Below are 21,545 nucleotides of genomic sequence, written 5' to 3'. Positions count from 1 at the left end.
TGGTGGTAAGTGCTAGCTTGAGAATAGCGATCATCTATTTGTTGCTCAATTTCTAGACACTGTTGATAGAAAGTTGTCGCCTGTGTAAATTGTCTCAAGTCTAAATAAGCATTTCCCAGTTTAAACAAAGCAGCAGTTTCGCCGTGAGGATTCTGAAGTTGCTGTGAAATACTTAAAGATTTTTGATAATAAGTAATTGCCGTATCAAATTGCCTTTGCTGAGAATAAGAATCTCCTAATGTGTTGAGGACTTCAGTATGAAAGGTGGAATCTTGAAACTCATTAGCTATTTTTTCAGCTTCTTCTAAATATTCTCTAGCTTTGATAGGTTCATTCTTACTTAAATAAGCGACTCCTAGCTGATGCAAAATATTACTACAGCTGCGGAGGTTTTCTCCTGTCGGATGATGTCCAGTAGGTTTATATTCCATTAGCAGGCGATGTAATAAATCGATCCGCTCTTGCTTTTCTGGAGGTTCTAATCTGTTTATGATTCTCTCAGTGTTTTGAGTCTCATTAATTGCATAATCTTTGGTAATTTGAGGTGTTTGAAACCGAAACATCGCCGATTGCCAAGCCCAAAAATCAGGAGCAAATTTGGCTAACCGAGTCAGGGCATAATCTGGCAGAATAAATAGAATGGGATGAGGAACAGTTTTTTTATAAGCATCTCGGACAAAGTTGAGGTCTTGTAAAACTGGTGGATAGTCTCCATAAACGCCAATAGACTTTTCTAACCCTTGTACAATCAAGACTAATTTTTTATTAGGTTCTATCTCAATAGTTGGTAATATCTTGACAATTTCATCTCTAAGAAATCGCAAATTAGCATCGGGAAAATCCAGATTCACAAACTGAATATCTCGACATTCAGGATTTGTCTTTAACGCCTCAAATAATATTTCTGCATCTGGGTAAAAATTAATTTCTACAAAACCAATCATAAACTTTTCTGCAAAGTCTATAAAGGTAAGTAATTGAGCAAATATCTCTTGATTAAGGGCGATAAACGCTCGTATTTCTGAACTAAGGTTGCGCTGCGCGTGCGGATTCGATGGCTTTCTGGAAGAATTCATTTTGCTTCACCACTGGATTGGGGTAATTCCATCGTTTATCGCCGTTGTATTCCAAAACTGAAGTGTTAAACAGCATTAACTGACCGATATCATCTTTGCTGACATTCTTAGTGATACACACTTGGGCTAAAAACGCATAATGTTCTTCAGGAATAAACCTTTCAAAATTAAATTGCTGTTGTTTCACAGCATAGATAATATCTTCGGCAATAATTTTGGGATGTTTGCGAGTACTAGCAGTTAGGCAAGCAGTCTGTATCATCTGCATTAATTGGCGGACATGTCCACCACTGGCTTTGGCTAAATCTAGCAATTCCTGGCGAGATTCAAATACAGCATCAATATCTACCCGCTTTTCAATGACACTAGCGACTGCTTCAAGCCCCGTTTGATTGTAGTTTAAATGGCAGCGATCGCGTTCAAATTCATAAATATTCACCATTGGGACAATATGAGGATTCCCATCAAACTGATTGAGTGGGTTTTTAGGCGAACAAAGCACAGAAATTGGAACTGTATAAATTATCGTGCAATATAGTTCTTGTAACTGAGCCGCGTAGTCAAAAAATAAATGTTCTGCGATCGTCGGTGGTACACGATCCATGTTGTCAAAAATAATCAATAAACCCTTATATTGAGGAAATTTTTTTCGGAGTTTAACGTAGGCATCTCCTAATAAAAGGTTAATATCTGCTTTGAGGCGTGATAGGTCTTTTTCTAAAGTTTGGCGAATAGTAGTTTTTTGCTTATCAGAACCTTTAATTTGTGCCAGTAATTTGACCATCAATTTCGCAATAAATGGTGCTTCTGGTTTCAGAGTCGCTTCTCCCTGAATACTGACAGACTTTTCTACAGTTTCTTCGGTTTCCTTGGTAATGTCCTTAAACCAAGATTCAAAATTTTCTAAAAGTTGAGAATCAAATTTTAAACCTAATTTACGCAACTCAAATTCTACTTGTTTGATAACGATTAAATATAAATCTGTATCATTAGCATCATTAATATCTGTTTCTTCATTAACTTCTAAATAAATTACATGATATTGTTCTTCCCATTGCTTCTGAATACGTTTTAACTCTGTACTTTTGCCACAGCCGCGATGTCCAGTAAACAAAATTGTGCGGAAATCTGTGGGTTCTTGAAAGTCTAAAATTTGACTAACTTGTTCAATTGCTGAAGTTTTGCGGACTGCTGATAAATCAACATAGTACCGCTCCATGTCTGCACCCTCTAGCGGTTCAACATTACAAACTTGAAATGCAGCTTTGAGAGTATTAGCACGCTGTTGATTCATTGGGTTTTGACTAACTTTATAGAGCCGACTTTCTCAAGATTAAATTTTAGGCGATCGCAGTGCGATTTTACATCTAATAAAACTTTACTTTTTGAATTGGCAAGCCTTTGTAATATCTTATACTTTAATAAAACGGATAACAATATAACCTTCAGCTTTACCCAGCGCTGGATTGCACAAGAGTGGTTTTGTTAAAATAGCGATCGTTTATAAACCTAGCTATTAAGTATAAATAATCTCCTAATAAAATTCAGAATTAGATTTAATTGTCAATCCTCCAAAAGGTATAAAGATGTTAGTTTGGCTTACTTAGTTAATTTTAATCAACCAAATCAAAAGGTTGCTCATGGTCATTTTCGCTCAACCACACTGGGTTGATATGAAAAAATAGCACAATTAATCAATTAATATCAATTTCAGTAATCAAACTGAGTATTAGTAAGTTCTAAAAAATTTACCAAAATAAGCTTGTATATTGCTCAAACATTTGAAAGAATAATTAAAATAATCATTAGTGGTACTAAATTATTAATTGTTACAGCAGATTTCAAGTTTGTGAGGTACACAAGCTAAGTCTGTTACCCCCTAAATTCTGTCTTCTGAATTCTGAATTCTGCTATATTTCTAATTACTAAGTTGTTAATTTTAGTGTGATGATTGTCTCATCAGCAAAAAAATTAACTTTGCTATTACTATATATTGAAAACTTATTTTATTTAATTTAATACAAAAACTACATGGATCAAGTAATTACTGCAATGGCAGATGCTTTATTTATAACTAATAATATAGGGAAAATAAAAAAAGTAAATCGTGCTGCTCAACACTTATTTGGTTTTAGTGAAGAAGAATTAATTAATAAACCAATATCATTAATAATTGATGATGAGCAAGTTTTAATAAAAGCCATTCATCAGCATTCTTTTTATCATAAAAATCTTCAAAATTTAGAGGTAGTTTGCCGAACCAAGACTAGAGAAAAGCGGTTGATTGCTTTTTCTTGTTCAGTAATTCCGAAAAAAATAAAAGGATTAGAAGAGATTGTCTACATTGGTCGGGATATTACTGCTCGGCAGCAACGGGAACAACGGACAAGTGCCCAGTATGCGATCACTCGTATATTATCAGAATCACAAACTGTAAAACAGGTAATTCCGCAAATTTTGCAGTCGATTTGTCAAAACTTGGGATGGGATTTAGGCGAACTTTGGGCACCAAGTCAATATATTGGCACTTCGGTACAAGGAGATAGCCTCAATGCAGTATTAAGGAGTGTGGAAATTTGGTCAAGTCGATTAATTTCTGCGCGAGAGTTTAAAGCAATCACCTGGCAAACTACATATACACCCGGTGTTGGCTTACCTGGCCGAATTTGGATCAGACGTTTGCCTCTGTGGATTCAAGATATTACAGAAGATGGAGACACTCGGCGATCGCAACCTGCTGCTGAGGCTGGATTGCACGCAGCTTTTGGCTTCCCCATCTTAGACGATAGTGAAATCTTAGGAGTGATGGTTTTCTTTAGCCGGGATATACAACCAAAGGATAAAGAGTTATTGCAAATGGTGGGTTCTATTGGTAGTCAAATCGCCCAGTTTATCAAACGCAAACAAGCAGAAGATGCTCTTGTAGAAAGTGAAGAACGATATCGAGATTTATTTGAAAATGCTAATGATTTGATTCAATGCGTTAATGCCTATGGTAGTTTTTTGTATGTCAATCGTGCATGGCAAGAAGCTTTGGGATATAGCGAATCTGAAATTGTGAATATGAATGTTTTCGATATTATACATTCAGAGTTTAAACAAGACTGTTTGCAAAAGTTTTATAGGGTGCTGTCAGGAGAAAAGATCGGACAAGTAAAAGCTGCATTCGTTACTAAAGATGGTCAAACAATCTTTCTAGAAGGTAATATTAACTGTAAATTTGTCGAAGGTTATCCAGTTGCGACTCGCGGCATTTTTCGCAATATCACCCAGCGATTAGCAACAGAAGAAGCGCTGCGCCATCAGCAGGAAGAAACTCAACGTTTATTGCTGAATATTTTGCCAGCAGCAATCTCCAAACCCTTGAAAGCAGCTAACATTGTCGAAGACGTTGCTGATGTCACAGTTTTATTTGCAGATATTGTCGGCTTTAGCGAAATTGCTGCTTCTATAAGTGCCATGCAACTGCTAAACTTACTCAACTCGATTTTCTCAACTTTTGATCGCCTCACCGAACAACATGGTTTAGAGAGAATTAAAACCATTGGCGATGCTTATATGGTAGTTGGTGGTTTGCCCACACACCGCCGGGATCATGCTCAAGCGATCGCTCAAATAGCACTCCAAATGCAAACTGCGATCGCTCTATTTAATACTGAGAATAACCAAAAATTTAGCATCCGTATTGGCATCCATACTGATTCCGTAGCTGCGGGAGTAATTGACTTCAAAAAAATTACGTATAATCTCTGGGGAGACATAGTAAACATCGCCCACTGCATGGAATCCCAAGGTATTTTTGGTAAAATACAAGTTACAGAAGATACTTATAAGTCTTTGTGTAATGAATTTTTATTTGAAAAGCGGGGCGAAATCGAAGTTAAAGGCAAAGGGAAAATAACCACTTATTTGTTGATTGGACGCAAGGGATAAAGGGCATGGGGCATTGAAAAGAGGCAGAGAGGCGGGGTACTGCTCTTGCTGAGGGGAAAATTTTTCTCCCTTGCTCCCTGCTCCCCTGCTCCCCTGCTTCTTCCCCACTCCCTACGGAGTATTCGGAATCAACCGCCCACAAGGATAAGTTGCTGTTTGCTTTTGGGCACTTTCAGCCACTGCTGCTGGAATCTGATCCGATGATTGGGTTTTGGCTGCTAGATAGTCTTTTTGCAGTTTATCCAAAATGGCTTCTCGCCTGTCGTATACACGCTTCAATGGACGAGGCTCACACTTGTTCAAGACGTATGCTGTCACCAATGGTAGAGCGATCGTGCTATCGGTATAACAAACAATAGTGTTAGGTAACTCTTCCGGGTCAATCTTACCCCAACTGACAGCTTCCGATGGGGTTGCTCCAGACAAACCGCCTGTATCTGGACGCGCATCGGTAAACTGCACAAAGTAATCGTGTCCTCGTTCTTCTAGCCCCAATACTTCGTGAAGTTGCGGTTGGGTTTGGAGCAAAAAGTTTTTGGGACTACCGCCACCAAGAATTACAGCCGCACTTTTTCCTCCTGATTCACGGGCATTATATGCGATCGCAGCCGTTTCATTTACGTCAATTGATGGATCTAACACCAACTGCGAACCTTCCAAAGCCAAAGCCGCCACGTTCATTCCAATTGAACTATCTCCTGGAGAAGACGTATATATAGGCACGCCATACTCATAAGCTGTAGCAAGCAAACAGGAATGCTGTACACCCAGTTGCTTTTCTACTTCCCGAACATACTTACCCAGTAAATAGTGAAACTCAGCAGTTCCCATCCGCTTCTGAAACGCTTCCCCTTGCAGAATCTTGCGGATGAACGCATCAGTTTCGAGTAGCACATCGTAACCAAAGATAATGTCATAAATGCGAATAGTGCCTTCTTGGCGCAGTTTCACATCATCCAAAAACGGATTACCAGCAAAAAGTTCAAAACCTAAACCGTAGTGCATATCGTGGTAAAGATTTGCACCAGTGCTAATCATCCAGTCAATAAAGCCGTTGCGAATTAAGGGTGCAAGTGCTGAAACCCCGAATCCTGCTGGCGTCATCGCACCGGAAAGGCTAACTCCCACCGTCACACCTTCCGTTAGCACATCACGACTCAATAGTTGGCAGATTTCCCGCAACCGCGCTGAGTTGTAAGCGGTAAAGTATTGATCAATCAAATCCACCACATTGATATCATTTGATATAGGTGTAGGTGCGATTTTTTGACCCAGCTGTTTAGACATTTTGGCACTCCCGAACAGTAAACACGCCGAATCTAATCGTATCTAGCTTTCAACCAAACTGACAGCAATTTTACTAGTACAGCACCGCGTGAATCCACCCATGCCACGAGGAAGAGGTTATTTCCCCCTGCCCTTTGCCTCTTCGTTGAAATTCTGAAAATATTAAATTTAATGGAAGATTTAATAGATAGAGACAGGTGTACGCTACCTACATGGGAATGCGTCAACAGAGGAGTCAACCAATGGGATATGTAATTGCTACTGCAAATATGAAAGGTGGCGTTGGTAAAACCACCCTCACCGTCAACTTAGCTACCTGTTTAGCTAAAAATCATGGCAAGCGAGTGCTTGTCCTTGATTTAGACAGCCAAATTAGCGCCACACTCAGTTTAATGTCGCCTTTAGATTTTGCCAAGCGTCGTAAACAAAGTAAGACATTTAGGTATCTGATAGACCAAGTTATCAATCCAGAACCAGAAGCAAAATTGACAATTCAAGATATCATTCAATCCCAGGTTTGTAATCTTCCAGGACTGGATTTATTACCAGGAGATATCGACTTATATGATGAATTTGTTGTGTCAGAAATGCTGCATCAGCAAGCAACTGCTTTGGGTGAACAAGACTTTGAAACAATTTGGAATCGCTTTGAAAGAGTCTTGATCAATAATATTTTAAAACCTGTACGTCAAGAATATGATTTTATTCTCTTGGATTGTGCGCCTGGATATAATTTATTAACTCGTAGCGCTTTAGCTGCCAGTGATTTTTACATACTTCCTGCTAAACCAGAACCCTTATCTGTAGTGGGTATTCAACTACTAGAAAGACGCATTGCCCAATTAAAAGATAGTCACGGAAATGAAACCAAAATAGATATAAAAATGCTGGGAATTGTATTCAGCATGTCTAGCGCTAACCTTCTTACTGGCAGATACTATAAACAAGTGATGCACCGCGTTGTTGAAGATTTCGGTGTAGAAAAAATTTGTAAGGTACAAATACCAGTTGATGTCAATGTTGCTAAGGCTGTTGATAGTTTTATCCCAGCTGTTTTAAATGCTCCTCAATCAGCTGGCTCAAAAGCGTTCTTTCAGTTAACTCAGGAGTTGTTGCAAAAGCTATAGCTATAGCTCCTGAAGTGTTGAGTTCAACGAAGAGGCAGGGGGACTCGGGGCCCCCACGGAGTGGGGATTGGGGGAAATGACCCCATAATGACCCCATCAAAAACTGCCCTCTGCGTCCTGCCTCCCTTAATAAAAAGTGGTAATAATTAACTGATTTTTCCGACAAGTCCAGCGTTTATACTGAAGCTATGTACAGCAATATTCGGCTATTGAGTGAAAAGGCCAGTAAATTTCGCTAAGAAACAATGCTTACTAAAAATTCTGTAAAGGCAGAGAAAAATCAACGCTTGGTAATGCCTTTACCACGAACTCTGAGTTATCTCGAAACCTGGGGCTTTGGCTTAACGGGTCATGTGGGATGGATTGGTACTGCCCCCATTATTCATGCAGCGTTAGGGCCTAAAGCTATCTTAGTTTGGTTGTTTGGCACGATCATTTCCTTTTTACTCAACTTGCAGGTACAAAGTCTAGGTAGACATTGGCCAGATGTCGCTGGGGGAACACCAAACTATACCACTAGGTTACTAAAGAACTTTCCTAGCTTAGGCCGTTACGTAGCATTAGGATACTTTTTTAGCTGGGCAGCAGCACCAGCACTGTATGCAATTATTCTCACAGACCTAATTAAAGTCAATTTTGTAACATTAGGTATTTCTTGTCCAGAAACTTTTTTAAAACTTCTTTTTACAGCAATTCCTTTTATTTTGGCTTTCAGTGGCACTCGTGCTTTAGCACTCCTGCATTTATTTTTTGTATTCCCAGCCATTTTATTACTACTTTTGTTTTGTTTTCAAGGCGTAGTATGGTCAGCCTTCTCAACCACTAGTTTTAAACTTATCCTAACTAGCAGAGATAGTTTGAGCTTTGAAGAATGGGCAAAGTGGTTTTTTCTGGCTAGCTATTCAATTTATGCTTGTGAAACCACTTCTTCATTTGTTGCTGATAGCCGCCACCCATATAAAACTTTGAAGTTCTTAACCGTAGCTGCTTGGCTAATTCCTGCGGTGTTTTTAGGTGCTTCTTGGGTATTAATGTGTTCGCCTCCAAATCCAACAATACGTGACGATGCCTTCTTAAATCTGGTGGCGGCTTCTAAGCCTTTTTGGGGTGAATCTACCTCTTTTATAGTCACACTTCTGATTACTGTATCCTGTCTTTTAAGTGCTGCTACGGCAGTTTCCAACTCTCCTCGGATATTATATCAACTTGCTTTAGACGGTCAGCTTTCTCCTCTATTTACATTAGTTTCTCCCCAAGGTGTCCTTGGGCCCGCTATCTTAGTTACCTTTCTACTCAGTCTGCTTTGCCTGAATTTGGGAAATGTACCTCAACTTGTAACAGTAGCAGGCACCTGTTATCTTGTGTCAATTATGGGTCTACATCTGGGATTATGGCTGTGTCGGGGCAAACCGCAGGTGTTATGGCCTTGGTGGTCACTTGGTTTTTTCTGTGTAGAAGCAGTAGTTCTAATAGTAGGAGGTTTAGCTTGGAATTGGAGAGATTTTTTAGTGGGTTTATTATTACCCATTATTCTGATGATAGGAGATATAGCGCTACGTCGCTTAAATTTAGAACCATTAGACCTAAAATGGTGGAGACAGCATTACAACGTTAGGTCTAGTAGAAACAACCAGGATTTTGTCGTACTACAGGTGATTGTCCTAGTATCATTAATTTGTATTACTACTACAAGCAGTTGGCTTATCCGCGATTTATTAGACAAAAATTATCATAACATTCATAATTCTTTGCTAGCTATTCTGTTAGTAACACTTTCTGTTGCAGGGGTTGCGATCGCTTGCTGGACAACCTTACCACAAATCGTTGCTATTGATGATGCACGCAAACAAGCAAAAAGTCTATTTATTACTACTCTCGATACCGTCCCCGATACTGTTTTAGTCTTAGATGAAAACGGTAAAATTTGCCAGACAAATACTGCTGCTGCTGAATTATTTCAAACAACTATTCAGCAGCTAATTGGCAAAAAACTGAATCAACTCTTAATCAGCTATCGCGGCAAACCGGAGCAGTGGTCTATAAGAAGTGAGCAAACCTTAAAAATCAACCAAGGTCTACTAATTGTTGAATCGACTATTTCACAGCCATTTAATTCCCAGCTACGAGAATATGTTGTTATTATCCGTGATATCACTAAACGTAAGTTAGAAGAAAAAGAATTAGTTCGGTATCGTGATCAGCTTGAGCAGATGGTTCTAGAACGCACCGTTGAACTTATTAGAGTGAATCAACAACTTGAGCAAGACATTATCAAGCGTCAACAAGCACAAGATCAATTACTGCACAATAGTCTTCATGACGGGCTAACAGGATTACCTAATCAACAATTATTTTTGGAGCGAGTGCAGCGAGCAATAGAACGTAATAAAGAGCAAAATAAATATTTATTTGCCGTACTCTTCTTAGACTTAGACCGTTTTAAAGTTGTTAATGACAGTCTTGGACATCTACTAGGAAATCAACTTCTAATTGAAATTTCTCATCGGCTAAAATTAGTTCTGCGAGTTGGAGACATAGTTGCCCGTTTTGGTGGGGATGAGTTCACAATCTTAATTGAGGAAATTGAGGATATCAGCACTGCTATACAGGTAGCCGAGCGAATTAAAAAAGTGCTAGCTTCACCATTTCAATTAAATGAGCATAGGGTGTTTACTAATGCTAGTATTGGCATCGCTTTAAGTAAAGCAGATTATGAGCAAGCAGCGCAGATTCTCCGCGATGCCGATGTGGCAATGTACTGCGCCAAATCACTTGGTAAAGCACGCTATGAAGTCTTTGACGGAAAAATGCACGAGGGTGCATCTTTACTCTTGGAGTTAGAAACTGCTTTGCGAAATGCACTGCTCAAACAAGAAGAATTTCACCTTGATTACCAGCCAATTATTTCACTGACAAGTGGTAAAATTATTGGATTTGAGGCACTGATACGTTGGCATCATCCAGAACGAGGGCTTGTTTCCCCTGAAGATTTTATTCCTCTGGCAGAAGAAACTGGAATGATTGTTAGTATCGGGCAATGGGTGCTTTATGAAGCCTGTCATCAAATGCATAAATGGCATAAACAATTTCCTAGCTCATTACCTCTGACAATGAGCGTTAATTTTTCTGGGAAACAAATCACCCAACCTGATGTGTTTGAACAAGTTAAACATGTTTTAGAGCAAACTGGACTGAACCCATGCAGTTTGAAACTGGAGATTACTGAAACCTTGTTGATGGATAATTTTGAATTAGCTACCACCATACTTTCCCAGTTAACAGCGCTGAATGTCGAGTTGCACATGGATGATTTTGGTACTGGCTATTCATCTTTGAATTATCTGCACCGCCTACCAATCAAAACGCTTAAAATTGACCGTTCTTTCGTTAGTAATATAGGTAGTCGAGGAGAAAATTTAGAAATTGTTCGAGCTATTGTGACATTAGCTCATAATTTAAATATGTCTGTAACAGCAGAAGGGATAGAAACTGTAGAGCAATTAGCACAACTGAAGGCTTTACAATGTGATTATGGACAAGGGTATTTTTTCTTACCAGCTATGGAAAGTGCAGAAGTAGAAACATTACTTGCTGCTAACTTGTGTTATAAAAACTTTTTAAAGAGATAAAATAGGAGTCAGAATTCAGGAGTCAAAATTCAGAATACTCTACCCATAAAAGGATAAACTTTTAAGGCGAAAAATTTTAATGCTAGTTGCGCCTATTAGGGGCAAAAATGCGTAGAGGGACGAAGTATGGTTTTAAACCAATATTTAGAAGCTAGTCTTACAGAATTAATACTGAACACTGAATACTGAATTCTGACTCCTGAGTTCTAAATTCTTTTCATAAAATCTTGCAATCAAATTCTCTTTAAAGAAACACCTTGTATTGGGCGATTAAGATCACTTGAGAACATACATTAGTGTAGTACTGGCTGTAGCTGGAAATCCTCGACATTATCAAGTAATCCTTCTTCTTGCAAAAGTTCATTAATAAAAATATCGATTTTATTCTGATTAATATTCTGCATAACTATAATATGTGCCCAATCTTCAAAAACTGCTAACTGCCACTTTTTAATTAACTTTTGAGAAGGTTTTTGAAACACTACGGTATTGGAAAATTTATTTAACATGCATGGATATTCTCTTATTTGAAGTTGTTGGAAAAGATATTGAGCATTATCAATACAAGTATTTGCTTCTCTAGCTAATCCATCATAACCTCTTGTTTGCACTGCATACCAGAGAATTAGGGGAGTGTGACCGTTTCTAGATCCTAGAATTGTTGTATCTGTTGAACCAATATATTCAATTGCTGTTTCAACTTTCTTTACCCATTTTTTCTTAGTTAAAACTACACCACAAGGTAACGGAGAACCAATGAATTTAGCAGAAATTGCTATACTATCTATGGGTTTTTGAAAGTTAACTTGCGGTGCGCCATCTAAAAACGGTAATATTAATCCTGAAAGTGCAGCATCACAATGAATGTAATAATCTTTAATCTGATTGCGCTCTAAAATTTCTAGAACTTTGTCTAAGTTATCAATTGCACCTTTGACAGTAGTTCCAATATTTAAATTTATGATGGCTGGATAACTACGATTTTCGCTAAGTAGTTGTTCAAAATGGTTATAATCCATTTCTCCATTAATTTGCGAATTAACAACATTATGTTGGATACGAAATAATTTAGCTGCTTTGGGAATTGAGTAATGAGAGTCTTGTGATGAGTAAAGAATACCATTTGGATAGATTTCTCTTGCTAAGAACATTCCATATAAATTACCTTCAGTTCCACCAGCAGTAACATAACCCCAAAACTGATCTTCTGGAATTTTATAGAGATTAGCAAAAAAAGATAATACTTCTTGCTCAAACTTACGAGAATGAAGGCCAAAATCTGGTTCTACATAAGGATCTCCAGCATTATTTAACAGATATTTAAAAAATTGTGCGATCGCACTGTAATCACAACTTAAATTATATGGATAGCCTGCATGAAACTGCGATCGCTGTTCTATTTGCACCAAAAAATCTGCCAAGTCTTTAACAACTTTATTTGACATATCTTTGTGTCTCTCGAATTTTGATTGGCTTAATGGATGTTTTAATCTAAATTATACGTATTAATCCATACCTTTATATTTTCTTAATAATACGGCAAGACGCCTCTAGAAATGAACTTATTCCAGTGATAATACTTAGATGTTTTCAGTAATAACACCCATTTTTTTGGTTTAAAAGTATATTACACTTAGAAATTACGCATTATACGAAATAACCATAATGTGTATTACGCAAAATATCTATTTCAGGCAGTGACTGCAACCTGATTTAACCTGAATTCCACGGATGATGTAGTGTCTATCTAATTAGCTGAATGAAAAGACCACTAAGAGGTTTTACTAGGCAAAAAATTCCCTCTCTGACGGGCGAGAGGGAAAAACTTGAACTTTAGTTGAAGGTAGGGAGAGGTTTGTTGAAATAACGTATATTTACTAGAACTCTCCAGCTAAGGCTGCAACGCATCGTTCGCAAATTAAGGGATGTTCTGCTGATTCTCCTACATGAGTAGAGTAGTTCCAACAGCGATCGCATTTTTGCCCATCTGCTTTGTGAACCTCAAAATATATGTCAGCATCTTCTCCTTCCTTAGAAATGGGTTCAAATGGCACTTCTACTTGAGAAGCTAAAAATAGATAACGTAACTCATCTACACCATTACTTTTTTCAACTGAACCGTGAGTATGAGGATTGAAAGCTTGTAAACGTTGACGCAATCTTTCATCGAAGACATGCATCACAACTTTCGCTTCTAAAGAAGATCCAATTGTTTTTTGCAATCGATATATTTCTAGAGTTTTGTTCACCTTATCACGAATTTTCCGTAACTCTGTCCAAAATTCCGCTAACTCTGGATTACGCCATTTTTGGTCTACCTGCACCCAACCGGCTTCAAACACTGATTTGTAAGGTGTTTTGTAGGGGAGATATTGCCAAATATCTTCGGCAGTGTGGGATAGTACTGGTGCGATCGCTCGTGCTAAATTATCTATTGCTATCTTCAGCACCGTTTGACAACTGCGACGGCGAAAAGCATCCTTTGCACTGATGTACAGCCTATCTTTGGCAATATCTAAATAAAAATTGGATAAATCCACCACGCAGAAATTCTGCACTGTTTGGAAAAAGCGGAAGAATTGGAAACTTTCAAAGGCAAGGGTTACTTCCTCAAATACCTCAGTGATGCGGTGCAGCATATAACGGTCAAGTTCTGGCAATTCCTCGAAGGGAACTGTATCTTTTTCCGGGTCAAAATCATCCAAGCTACCCAACAAAAACCGCGCCGTATTGCGGATTTTACCTCTGACATCGTTCATCTGCTTGATGATGTTTTTGCCAATGCGGACATCGCCGGAGTAGTCAACCGATGATACCCACAATCGCAATACATCTGCACCGTAGGGCGGTTCTACTTTTTGATTTTTCCCGCCTTCAATGATTATATTTGGGTCAACCACGTTTCCTTCTGACTTACTCATCTTTCGCCCTTGTTCGTCCAAAGCGAAGCCGTGAGTTAGCACAGTTTTGTAAGGTGCAATGTCATTTACCGCTACACTAGTGAGCAAACTTGACTGGAACCAGCCGCGATGTTGGTCAGAACCTTCCAAATATATATCAGCAGGGTAGCGTAACTCTGGACGCTGTTGGACGACAGATGCCCAAGATGAACCAGAATCAAACCATACATCCATTGTGTCTGTACCTCTGCGGTAAGACTTACCATTTTGACGATAAGATTCGGGTAATAACTCCTCCACTGAAAGTTCCCACCAAGCATCAGAACCTTTTTCTGCGATAATTCCTTGGACGTGGTTGATAATTTCCTCATTCAGCAGTGGTTCACCCGTGACTTCATCGTAAAAAACGGGAATGGGTACACCCCAACTCCGTTGACGAGAGATACACCAATCGGAACGTTCCGCTACCATTGGCGTGATGCGATTTTCACCTTGGGCTGGAATCCATTTTACAGTTGCGATCGCCTTTAATGCTTCTTCTCTAAATCCTTCCACGGAAGCAAACCATTGTTCAGTAGCGCGGAAAATCGTTGGTTTCTTCGTCCGCCAATCATAAGGATACTTGTGGGGATATGGTTCTTCCTTCAACAAAGAACCAGCCGCAGCCAGTGCATCAATCACGGCTTGATTCCCATCACCCAGCACATTCAACCCAGCAAATTGTCCCGCTTCTTCGGTAAAATTGCCATTGTCATCCACTGGTGCAAGGATGGGTAAACCGTAACGCTGACCAACAATGTAATCTTCTTGACCATGACCGGGTGCAGTATGTACCAACCCAGTACCCGACTCAGTGGTGATATAATCACCGCCCACAACAATTGGACTTTCCCGGTCAAATAGAGGATGACGGTAAGTAGTATATTCTAAATCATTCCCCTTAAACGTTGCTTTTACAGTTAACTCAACTCCCAACGTTGAAGATAAACGTTCTACTAAATCAGCAGCAACAATTAGGTATTGGAAATTACTTTGCGCCTCCGTTTCTGGGCGGGAAACTTCCACCACTGCATAATTCAAATCTGCATTCACCGCTACAGCTAAATTCGCCGGAATTGTCCAAGGTGTAGTTGTCCAGATAGCCACACCCAAATCTGACAGATATTCCGCCAATAGTGGTTTTACAGCTTCCGCCAAACTTGTAACTGCAAAAGCTGCATAGATACTGCGGGAAACGTGACCTTCTGGATATTCCAACTCAGCTTCAGCCAAAGCAGTTTTAGAACTGGGACTCCAGTGAACAGGCTTCAAACCGCGATAGATGTAGCCTTTCAGGAACATCTGACCAAACACGCCAATTTGAGCCGCTTCATAAGCCGGCTTCAAAGTTAGATAAGGGTGGTTCCAATCACCCCAAATACCGTAGCGTTGAAAATTTTGGCGCTGGTCGTTTACCGTAGTTAGAGCAAATTCTTCCGCTTTCTGCCGCAGTTGTAAAGATGTTAAGTTTTGCCGTTCTGCTGACTTCATGTTCTGCAAAACTTTTAACTCAATTGGTAAACCGTGGCAATCCCAACCAGGGACGTAGCGAACTTTACGTCCTTGTAGCAGTTGGTAGCGATTAATAATATCTTTAAGAATTTTATTTAAGGCATGACCAATATGGAGTAAGCCATTAGCGTAGGGAGGCCCATCGTGCAGTATAAATAATTCGCCAGGGTTATTTTCGGAAAGGCGATCGTAAATTTTATTTTCTTCCCAAAATTTTTGGATTTCAGGCTCACGCTTGATAGCGTTTGCCCGCATATCAAAATTAGTCTTGGGTAGGTTTACAGTATCTTTGTAACTTCCTGATTCGGTCACAGTCTCATGCCTAGAATTAGGTGTGCAGGTTTTATTAATTATAGAAGATGGCATCGAAACCAAATTTTGCTATGTGAACGTGAGTTTAATAAATATTATTTGACCTCTCCCCCAGCCCCTCTTTGTTGGCGTCAGCCTGCCGTTAGGCATAGCAAAGAGGGGAGCAAAAAGCTGAATTTTCCGTTCAAGTCTCTCCCTCTCCGACTCGGAGCTACCGTGTATACACAAGTCCAATTACCCCCTTTAGAAAGCTACCGTGTATACACAAGTCCAATTACCCCCCTTAATCCCCCCGATATATTGGGGGGAAAAAGAAATCTAGTTCCCTCCCCAATATATCGGGGAGGGTTAGGGTGGGGTAAAATCCAGGTTCGCAAGCTATTTCATACTTGTGTATACACCCTCTCCGACTCGGAGAGGGACAGTTTTACGTAGTAAAACCAGGGAGAGGTTTCTAGGCGATTAGGAGAGATTGAGAGTTAATCAACAGAAAGTAGTATACTTTTATGGGTTCGCGTAAAGCTATCCAAAAGTTTCGTCTAAAAACCAAGAATTTTGGGGTTGCTCTAAATGCTAAGTCCTGTAGTAACAGTCAGTATCTTTCAAAAACAACCCGACCCTCAAGCATTTTCAGCAGGCAAAGTCATCTTTGAAGAAGGACAGTCTGGCGATAACATGTACGGGATTCTAGAAGGAACAGTGGATATATTAGTCAATGGTAAGGTTGTAGAAACCATTGATACAGGCGAAGTTTTTGGTATTGGGGTACTTGTAGGAGTAAAAAATAGAACTTATACAGCTATTGCCAAGGTGGACAGCAAACTTGCTTCTGTTGATGAGAAAAGATTTCTCTTTGCCGTTCAGGAAACACCCATGTTTGCTCTACAGGTGATGAAAAGTTACTCAGAGCGTTTAAGTGGCTTGCAGCGTATGCTGTGAGGTAGGAGGTAGGAGGCAGGGGGCAGGGGGCAGGGGGATGCAATGAGCATGTCTGGTTCTCATTGCAGGACTTTAAGTGAAGGTTCTCGTAGAGATGGGATGCAGTATTACAAGTGAGCCTCCAGCCTTCTGCTTTTCTTGGGAAAGATGCAGAAATTACTGGAGTTAGCAATGGTACGTAAACGGTTGATTATTGAGATGGGGATGGGAATAGATCAGCATGGACAAGAACCGACAGTAGCGGCATCTAGAGCAGTACGAAATGCGATCGCTCATAATGCTTTACCTGGTGTTTGGGAAGTTGCTGGTTTGAGTCACCCCAATGAAATGATTATAGAGGTTCAGGTAGCAGTTCCATACCCAGAACAAGTTAGGGAAGAAGAAGTACTCGCTGTACTCCCATTTGGTAGAAAAACCCTCACCGTAGAAGCTGGGGGGATGATAGTTCAAGGGCGGGCGATTCCCGAACTCAATGATAAAAATGATGAAATGTTGATTGCGATCGCTGCTGTTACAGTTCTGATCGAAGATGAGTAACTGAGGTAATTCCTCTATAAACAAATGACTAAATTGAAAGTTATAGAGTAAATCTCGCGATCGTTGAAAATTAAGTGACATACAGCAATTTTCCAGTAGGACTCCATTTGTGCAGGCGCGATTTTTAATCGTTAAGTATATTTGCCAATTACTTTATCAAAAAGCCTCATTGCTTTATAAAAATACCTGTTTAATTTATCAAAATACTTAAATTGCTTTCTCAAAATGAGGTTTGACTTACTCAAACCCCAGTTTGCTTTCTCATTTTGGTGTTTTCCGCAAGCAAAAGCAGCTTTGACTTACTCAAAAGCTGTGTTTGCTTTCTCATTTTGGTGTTTTCCGCAAGCAAAAGGAACTTTGACTTACTCAAAAGCTGTGTTTGCTTTCTCAAACCCCAGTTTGCTTTCTCATTTCAGTGTTTTCCGCAAGCAAAAGGAACTTTGACTTACTCAAAATGCTTGAATGATTTCTCATTGTTAATTGTTGAAGTTTTACCCTAAAAATGTTTTATCTCTGGGACTAGTTAAGCCACGGCGTAAATGGAGCAACCATTTAAAATCCCTAAAGAGCTTATTCCATAATACTTTTGACTTCTGATTTTTGACTTCCGCCTTCCAGTACTAGGGATTTACAATCCAAAAGTATAAAATTATAGAAACCTGGAGAAAAATATGTCATTAGAAACAGAGACACTACAGGCGACACCACCAACTTCTACTTTTGAGACGCTTGAGGAGAAGCAAGAATTTAACTGGAGGCAATGCTGGTATCCTGTCACCTTTGTACAAGACTTACCTACCGACCGCCCTCATAGCTTTTCCTTGTACGATGAACCTTTGGTTTTGTTCAAAAACAAAGATGGACAGTTTATCTGTTTAACAGATCGTTGCCCTCACCGTACAGCAAAACTTTCCGATGGACAAATTATTGATGGCAAAATTGAGTGTTTATATCACGGTTGGCAGTTTGGCAGTGATGGTCAATGTTTGCACATTCCCCAATTACCAGCAGATGCAAAAATTCCAGCCAATGCTTGCGTGCAATCCTTTAAAGTTGTGGAACGTCAAGGCATGATTTGGGTGTGGGCTGGTGAAAAAGAAACTGCTGTTGATGAAAATATCCCAATTTTGCCAGATTTAGATAAGCCAGGATTTGTGTGTGCAGACTTTATATTGGATCTGCCTTATGACCAAACATATCTAATAGAGAACGTTACCGATCCGGCTCATGTTGCTATTAGCCATCATGGCACTAGGGGGGGTAGTAATCGCAAAAATGCCCAACCGCTAGAAATGGAAGTCCTAGAGAGTTCGGCTCAGGGGATTCGAGCTAAGTGGCGGGGAATTAATAAATCAAATGAAGCTTGGAAGTACATTGATTTTGTTGCTCCAAGTCTTGTGCTGAACAATGCTTATATTGAAGACCGAGGTTGGACATTTGGACTAGCTTTATATTCGATTCCTTTAGGTAAAGGGCGATGCCGTCTTTTAGCTAGAGGTTATCGTAATTTCATGACTTGGGGAGTCAAGCTAAGACCACGCTGGCTAGATCACTTAAATACCAACAAAATATTAGAGCAGGATTTACCTCTCATTGCGGGACAACAGTCAGAAATTGAGCGCTTAAAAACAAGTCTCAAAGAACTATATTTGCCTCTAAAAACATCTGACACATTAGTAGTTGAATACCGCAAGTGGCTAGATAAATTTGGGTCATCTTTGCCTTTTTATCAAGGCTATTCCACATGGAAAAATGTTGAGAATGATGAGTTGAATACAAAGCCGATTTTGTTAGACAGATTCTCGCGTCACACCCTTATTTGTAGTTCCTGCAATCGAGCTTATCAAGTTACAAATAGGGTTAAGCAAAGTTGTATAGGGGTAGCGATCGCTCTAGCTGCTGTAGCGATACTTGCAGATGATTCTAGAATTAAAATTGCCGCAATATCGTTTTCTGTAGCAGCAGTTGTCATGTCCGCTATGGCTCAAACACTCAAAACTCACTTTGAGCGTTCCTACACTCGTCACTAAAATCGGGACTGGGCAAAGTTCCTAGTAAGGACTTTAGTTCTTATTTTCTATACATTAAAGTGCTTACTACAAACCCTCTTACACTAGTACGCCACGGCGGAAACAGAGCAACCATTTAAAATCTCTAAAGAGCTTATTCCATAATACTTTTGACTTTTGAATTTTGACTTCCGCCTTGCGGTACTAGCTTAGAAATTGTACTGGTACACTGTACCGAAAGTTTGTTTACCTTAAACAATTTGCTTAAACTCTTTGCGTGGTTAAGTTATGCTCAAGTTAGTGGCTCTACGCTAAAGTAAAAATATTGGGATAAAAATCTCTGGCAGTAAGTTCAACTGAATCACTAATCTTTACCACTGCGGCGATAATGTCTCAAGAGCATAACGAATCACTCCAAATTCAGGAGATCACCAAACTAAAACCGAAACACTTTGCTGATTTAGTCAGATCAGCACAATTGATTTTTGACCCCACAGCCGGAGTTTCGGGAAGACATATAACAGTTAACTGGGAACAATTTGGAATTCCCCATGATGTGGCAGACAATCTCAAATCACTTGGTCAGCAGTACCAATATGCATCTCCTCACATCCCTGTTGAAGACATTTGGAGTAAATTAACTCCAGAAACTCGTATTTGGTTCGTTGAAAATAAAGATAGGTTGTGGCAGCTTGAAGAAGCTTTCCCAGCCCTTGACGAAGATTAAACGGCTGAATCATTGAAAGGAATATAAATTATTTCTAGGGGTACAACGATCATTGTGCCCCTATCCTCTCTCTAGAGGCATTTTTGTTTGAATACAACACGCGGTAAATTTAAACCTAGTGGTCTGTCTCATTAAGTTTGTAGTAAGCACTTCAGTGCTTAAAAATCCAGGACTAAAGTCCTAGATTTGAGTGCTAAAGCGCTCACTACGAACCTAGCAAACTTGACTTGATAGACTCTAGTTATCTTATGCGATCGCTCTAGCTTAAGTACATAAGTTAAATTAATAAAAAAGCCCATTATAGATGAATCAAAGCCTAAGTATTGCTCCTAACCTAGAAGAACACACTCATGAAAATCCCGTTGTTACTAAACAACAGCTATTTACCAAGCAACTAATTGTCCTTGTCTTGGAAATGCTTCTGGCATTACCTCTGGGTTTACTCCTCGCCAAGTTCCAAATTGGTAGGATTGCCTGGATATTTGGCGGGATTGCTGCTGGTACAGTGGTTCTTCAAGGGTGTCGAATTTTTTATCAATATTCTCCCCAACCTAACCGCACTGCGAGAAAAGTGGGAATGGCACTTGTAGGCTTAACTGTTGGCGCTTCCAATACCCACGGAAATCTAGCTAGTGTTGCTTCTAATATTCCCATATTTATTTTTCTTACCTTGTTTCTGCTGCTGAGTGGAAGCTGTATTGGTTATATTTACTCGCGCCTTAGCAAAACCAACCTGCTGACAGCAATGCTGGCTACAGTTCCGGGTGGTGTGGGAATTATGGCAGCGATCGCCGCCGATTACAACAAAAATGTTAGTTTGGTTGCCTTAATTCAGGCGATTCGCGTCACCTCAGTAGTTATTCTAATTCCCTTCATCGCTAAGACATCAACTGGTAATTACTATCCGCAAACACTCCCAATCAACGCTGCTTGGCTCAATTTCGATCCATTTCAACTAGAATTACTCTTGTTAGTACTAGTAATTACTGGATTAGTTGTTTATCCAGCTATATTATTTAAAATTCCGGCTGGCGATTTCTTTGGTGCATTGTTGATTGGTATCGGGTTTAATCCTTTGCTACATTGGCTACCTTTTGTCGGTGATATTAGCTTTAGTCCGCCGCCAATAATTAACTTATTGGGTCAAATGCTTCTGGGAATTACTATTGGTGAGTATTGGGGAGACAAACCCAACTTTAGAAAGCGGACTGTCGGCTATGCCTTAATGTCTGTGGGGATGACCCTAATAGCGGGAGCGATCGCTGCTATACTTGCGATGCAATTAACCTCTTGGGACTGGTTAACCTGTCTTTTAGTCACAGCACCAGGAGGATCAGCAGAAATGATCCTGGTTTCTTTAGCATTAAATCATAATGTTGAAATCGTCACAACTGGTCATTTAGTGCGACTAATTGCAATTAATAGTTCCCTGCCACTTTGGGTGTTTTTGTTTCGCCGTTTGGATGAGCAAGTTTCAAAGCCAATTTAATTGATGAAGGCAGGGGAAGCAGGGGGCAG

Annotated in this window: 13 protein-coding genes; 8 read left to right on the top strand and 5 right to left on the bottom strand. The window is 39.7% G+C overall.

Annotated elements, in window-relative coordinates:
- The coding region (locus ACFE90_RS21010) for a tetratricopeptide repeat protein (protein WP_375503918.1) at positions 1 to 1,076 on the bottom strand (1,076 nt) is incomplete at its 3' end.
- Positions 1,027 to 2,370: a P-loop NTPase fold protein gene (locus ACFE90_RS21005; RefSeq protein WP_375503916.1), complete on the bottom strand. Its 1,344-nt coding sequence runs from the start codon at positions 2,368 to 2,370 to the stop codon at positions 1,027 to 1,029. The genes ACFE90_RS21005 and ACFE90_RS21010, both read right to left, overlap by 50 nt.
- A gap of 737 nt (positions 2,371 to 3,107) precedes the next feature.
- Between ACFE90_RS21005 and ACFE90_RS21000 the strand changes: the two genes are divergently transcribed.
- Positions 3,108 to 5,009 (top strand): adenylate/guanylate cyclase domain-containing protein, encoded by a 1,902-nt coding sequence (locus ACFE90_RS21000; protein ID WP_375503914.1) that lies wholly within the window; start codon positions 3,108 to 3,110, stop codon positions 5,007 to 5,009.
- Positions 5,010 to 5,120: 111 nt separating this feature from the next.
- Here ACFE90_RS21000 and speY read toward each other — a convergent pair whose 3' ends face one another.
- On the bottom strand, positions 5,121 to 6,296 hold the full coding sequence (speY, locus tag ACFE90_RS20995; RefSeq protein ID WP_375503912.1) for a deoxyhypusine synthase: 1,176 nt from the start codon (positions 6,294 to 6,296) through the stop codon (positions 5,121 to 5,123).
- 242 nt (positions 6,297 to 6,538) lie between these two features.
- On the opposite strand from speY, the gene ACFE90_RS20990 reads away from it, so the two are divergent.
- Entirely contained in the window at positions 6,539 to 7,423 is an 885-nt protein-coding gene (locus ACFE90_RS20990) for a ParA family protein (RefSeq protein WP_375503924.1), read from the top strand.
- A 245-nt stretch (positions 7,424 to 7,668) separates the two neighbouring features.
- Positions 7,669 to 11,052, top strand: a complete 3,384-nt coding sequence (locus ACFE90_RS20985) for an EAL domain-containing protein (RefSeq protein ID WP_375503910.1) — start codon at positions 7,669 to 7,671, stop codon at positions 11,050 to 11,052.
- Between the two features lie 293 nt (positions 11,053 to 11,345).
- Here the strand turns inward: ACFE90_RS20985 and ACFE90_RS20980 are convergent, their stop codons facing one another.
- Positions 11,346 to 12,497, bottom strand: a complete 1,152-nt coding sequence (locus ACFE90_RS20980; RefSeq protein ID WP_375503908.1) for a histidine decarboxylase — start codon at positions 12,495 to 12,497, stop codon at positions 11,346 to 11,348.
- A gap of 432 nt (positions 12,498 to 12,929) precedes the next feature.
- Positions 12,930 to 15,815 (bottom strand): isoleucine--tRNA ligase, encoded by a 2,886-nt coding sequence (gene ileS / locus ACFE90_RS20975; protein ID WP_375503922.1) that lies wholly within the window; start codon positions 15,813 to 15,815, stop codon positions 12,930 to 12,932.
- A 570-nt stretch (positions 15,816 to 16,385) separates the two neighbouring features.
- On the opposite strand from ileS, the gene ACFE90_RS20970 reads away from it, so the two are divergent.
- The 5 genes from ACFE90_RS20970 to ACFE90_RS20950 all read left to right on the top strand — a co-directional run bounded on the left by ACFE90_RS20970 (position 16,386) and on the right by ACFE90_RS20950 (position 21,516).
- Entirely contained in the window at positions 16,386 to 16,754 is a 369-nt protein-coding gene (locus tag ACFE90_RS20970) for a Crp/Fnr family transcriptional regulator (protein WP_375503906.1), read from the top strand.
- Positions 16,755 to 16,925: 171 nt separating this feature from the next.
- Complete coding sequence (locus ACFE90_RS20965; protein ID WP_375503920.1) at positions 16,926 to 17,291, top strand: Lin0512 family protein; 366 nt, start codon at positions 16,926 to 16,928, stop codon at positions 17,289 to 17,291.
- Positions 17,292 to 17,962: 671 nt separating this feature from the next.
- Positions 17,963 to 19,321, top strand: coding sequence for a Rieske 2Fe-2S domain-containing protein (locus ACFE90_RS20960; RefSeq protein ID WP_375503904.1), 1,359 nt, complete (start codon positions 17,963 to 17,965; stop codon positions 19,319 to 19,321).
- A gap of 367 nt (positions 19,322 to 19,688) precedes the next feature.
- A complete protein-coding gene (locus ACFE90_RS20955; protein ID WP_375503902.1) occupies positions 19,689 to 20,027 on the top strand; it encodes a hypothetical protein in 339 nt (112 codons plus the stop codon).
- Positions 20,028 to 20,331: 304 nt separating this feature from the next.
- Complete coding sequence (locus tag ACFE90_RS20950; protein ID WP_375503900.1) at positions 20,332 to 21,516, top strand: AbrB family transcriptional regulator; 1,185 nt, start codon at positions 20,332 to 20,334, stop codon at positions 21,514 to 21,516.
- Positions 21,517 to 21,545 lie beyond the last annotated feature (29 nt).

This window comes from uncultured Nostoc sp. (genome assembly GCF_964245445.1).
GTDB lineage: Bacteria > Cyanobacteriota > Cyanobacteriia > Cyanobacteriales > Nostocaceae > Nostoc.
Note: the sequence above shows the minus strand (reverse complement) of the source record. Positions and strands in the feature narration are given on the sequence as shown.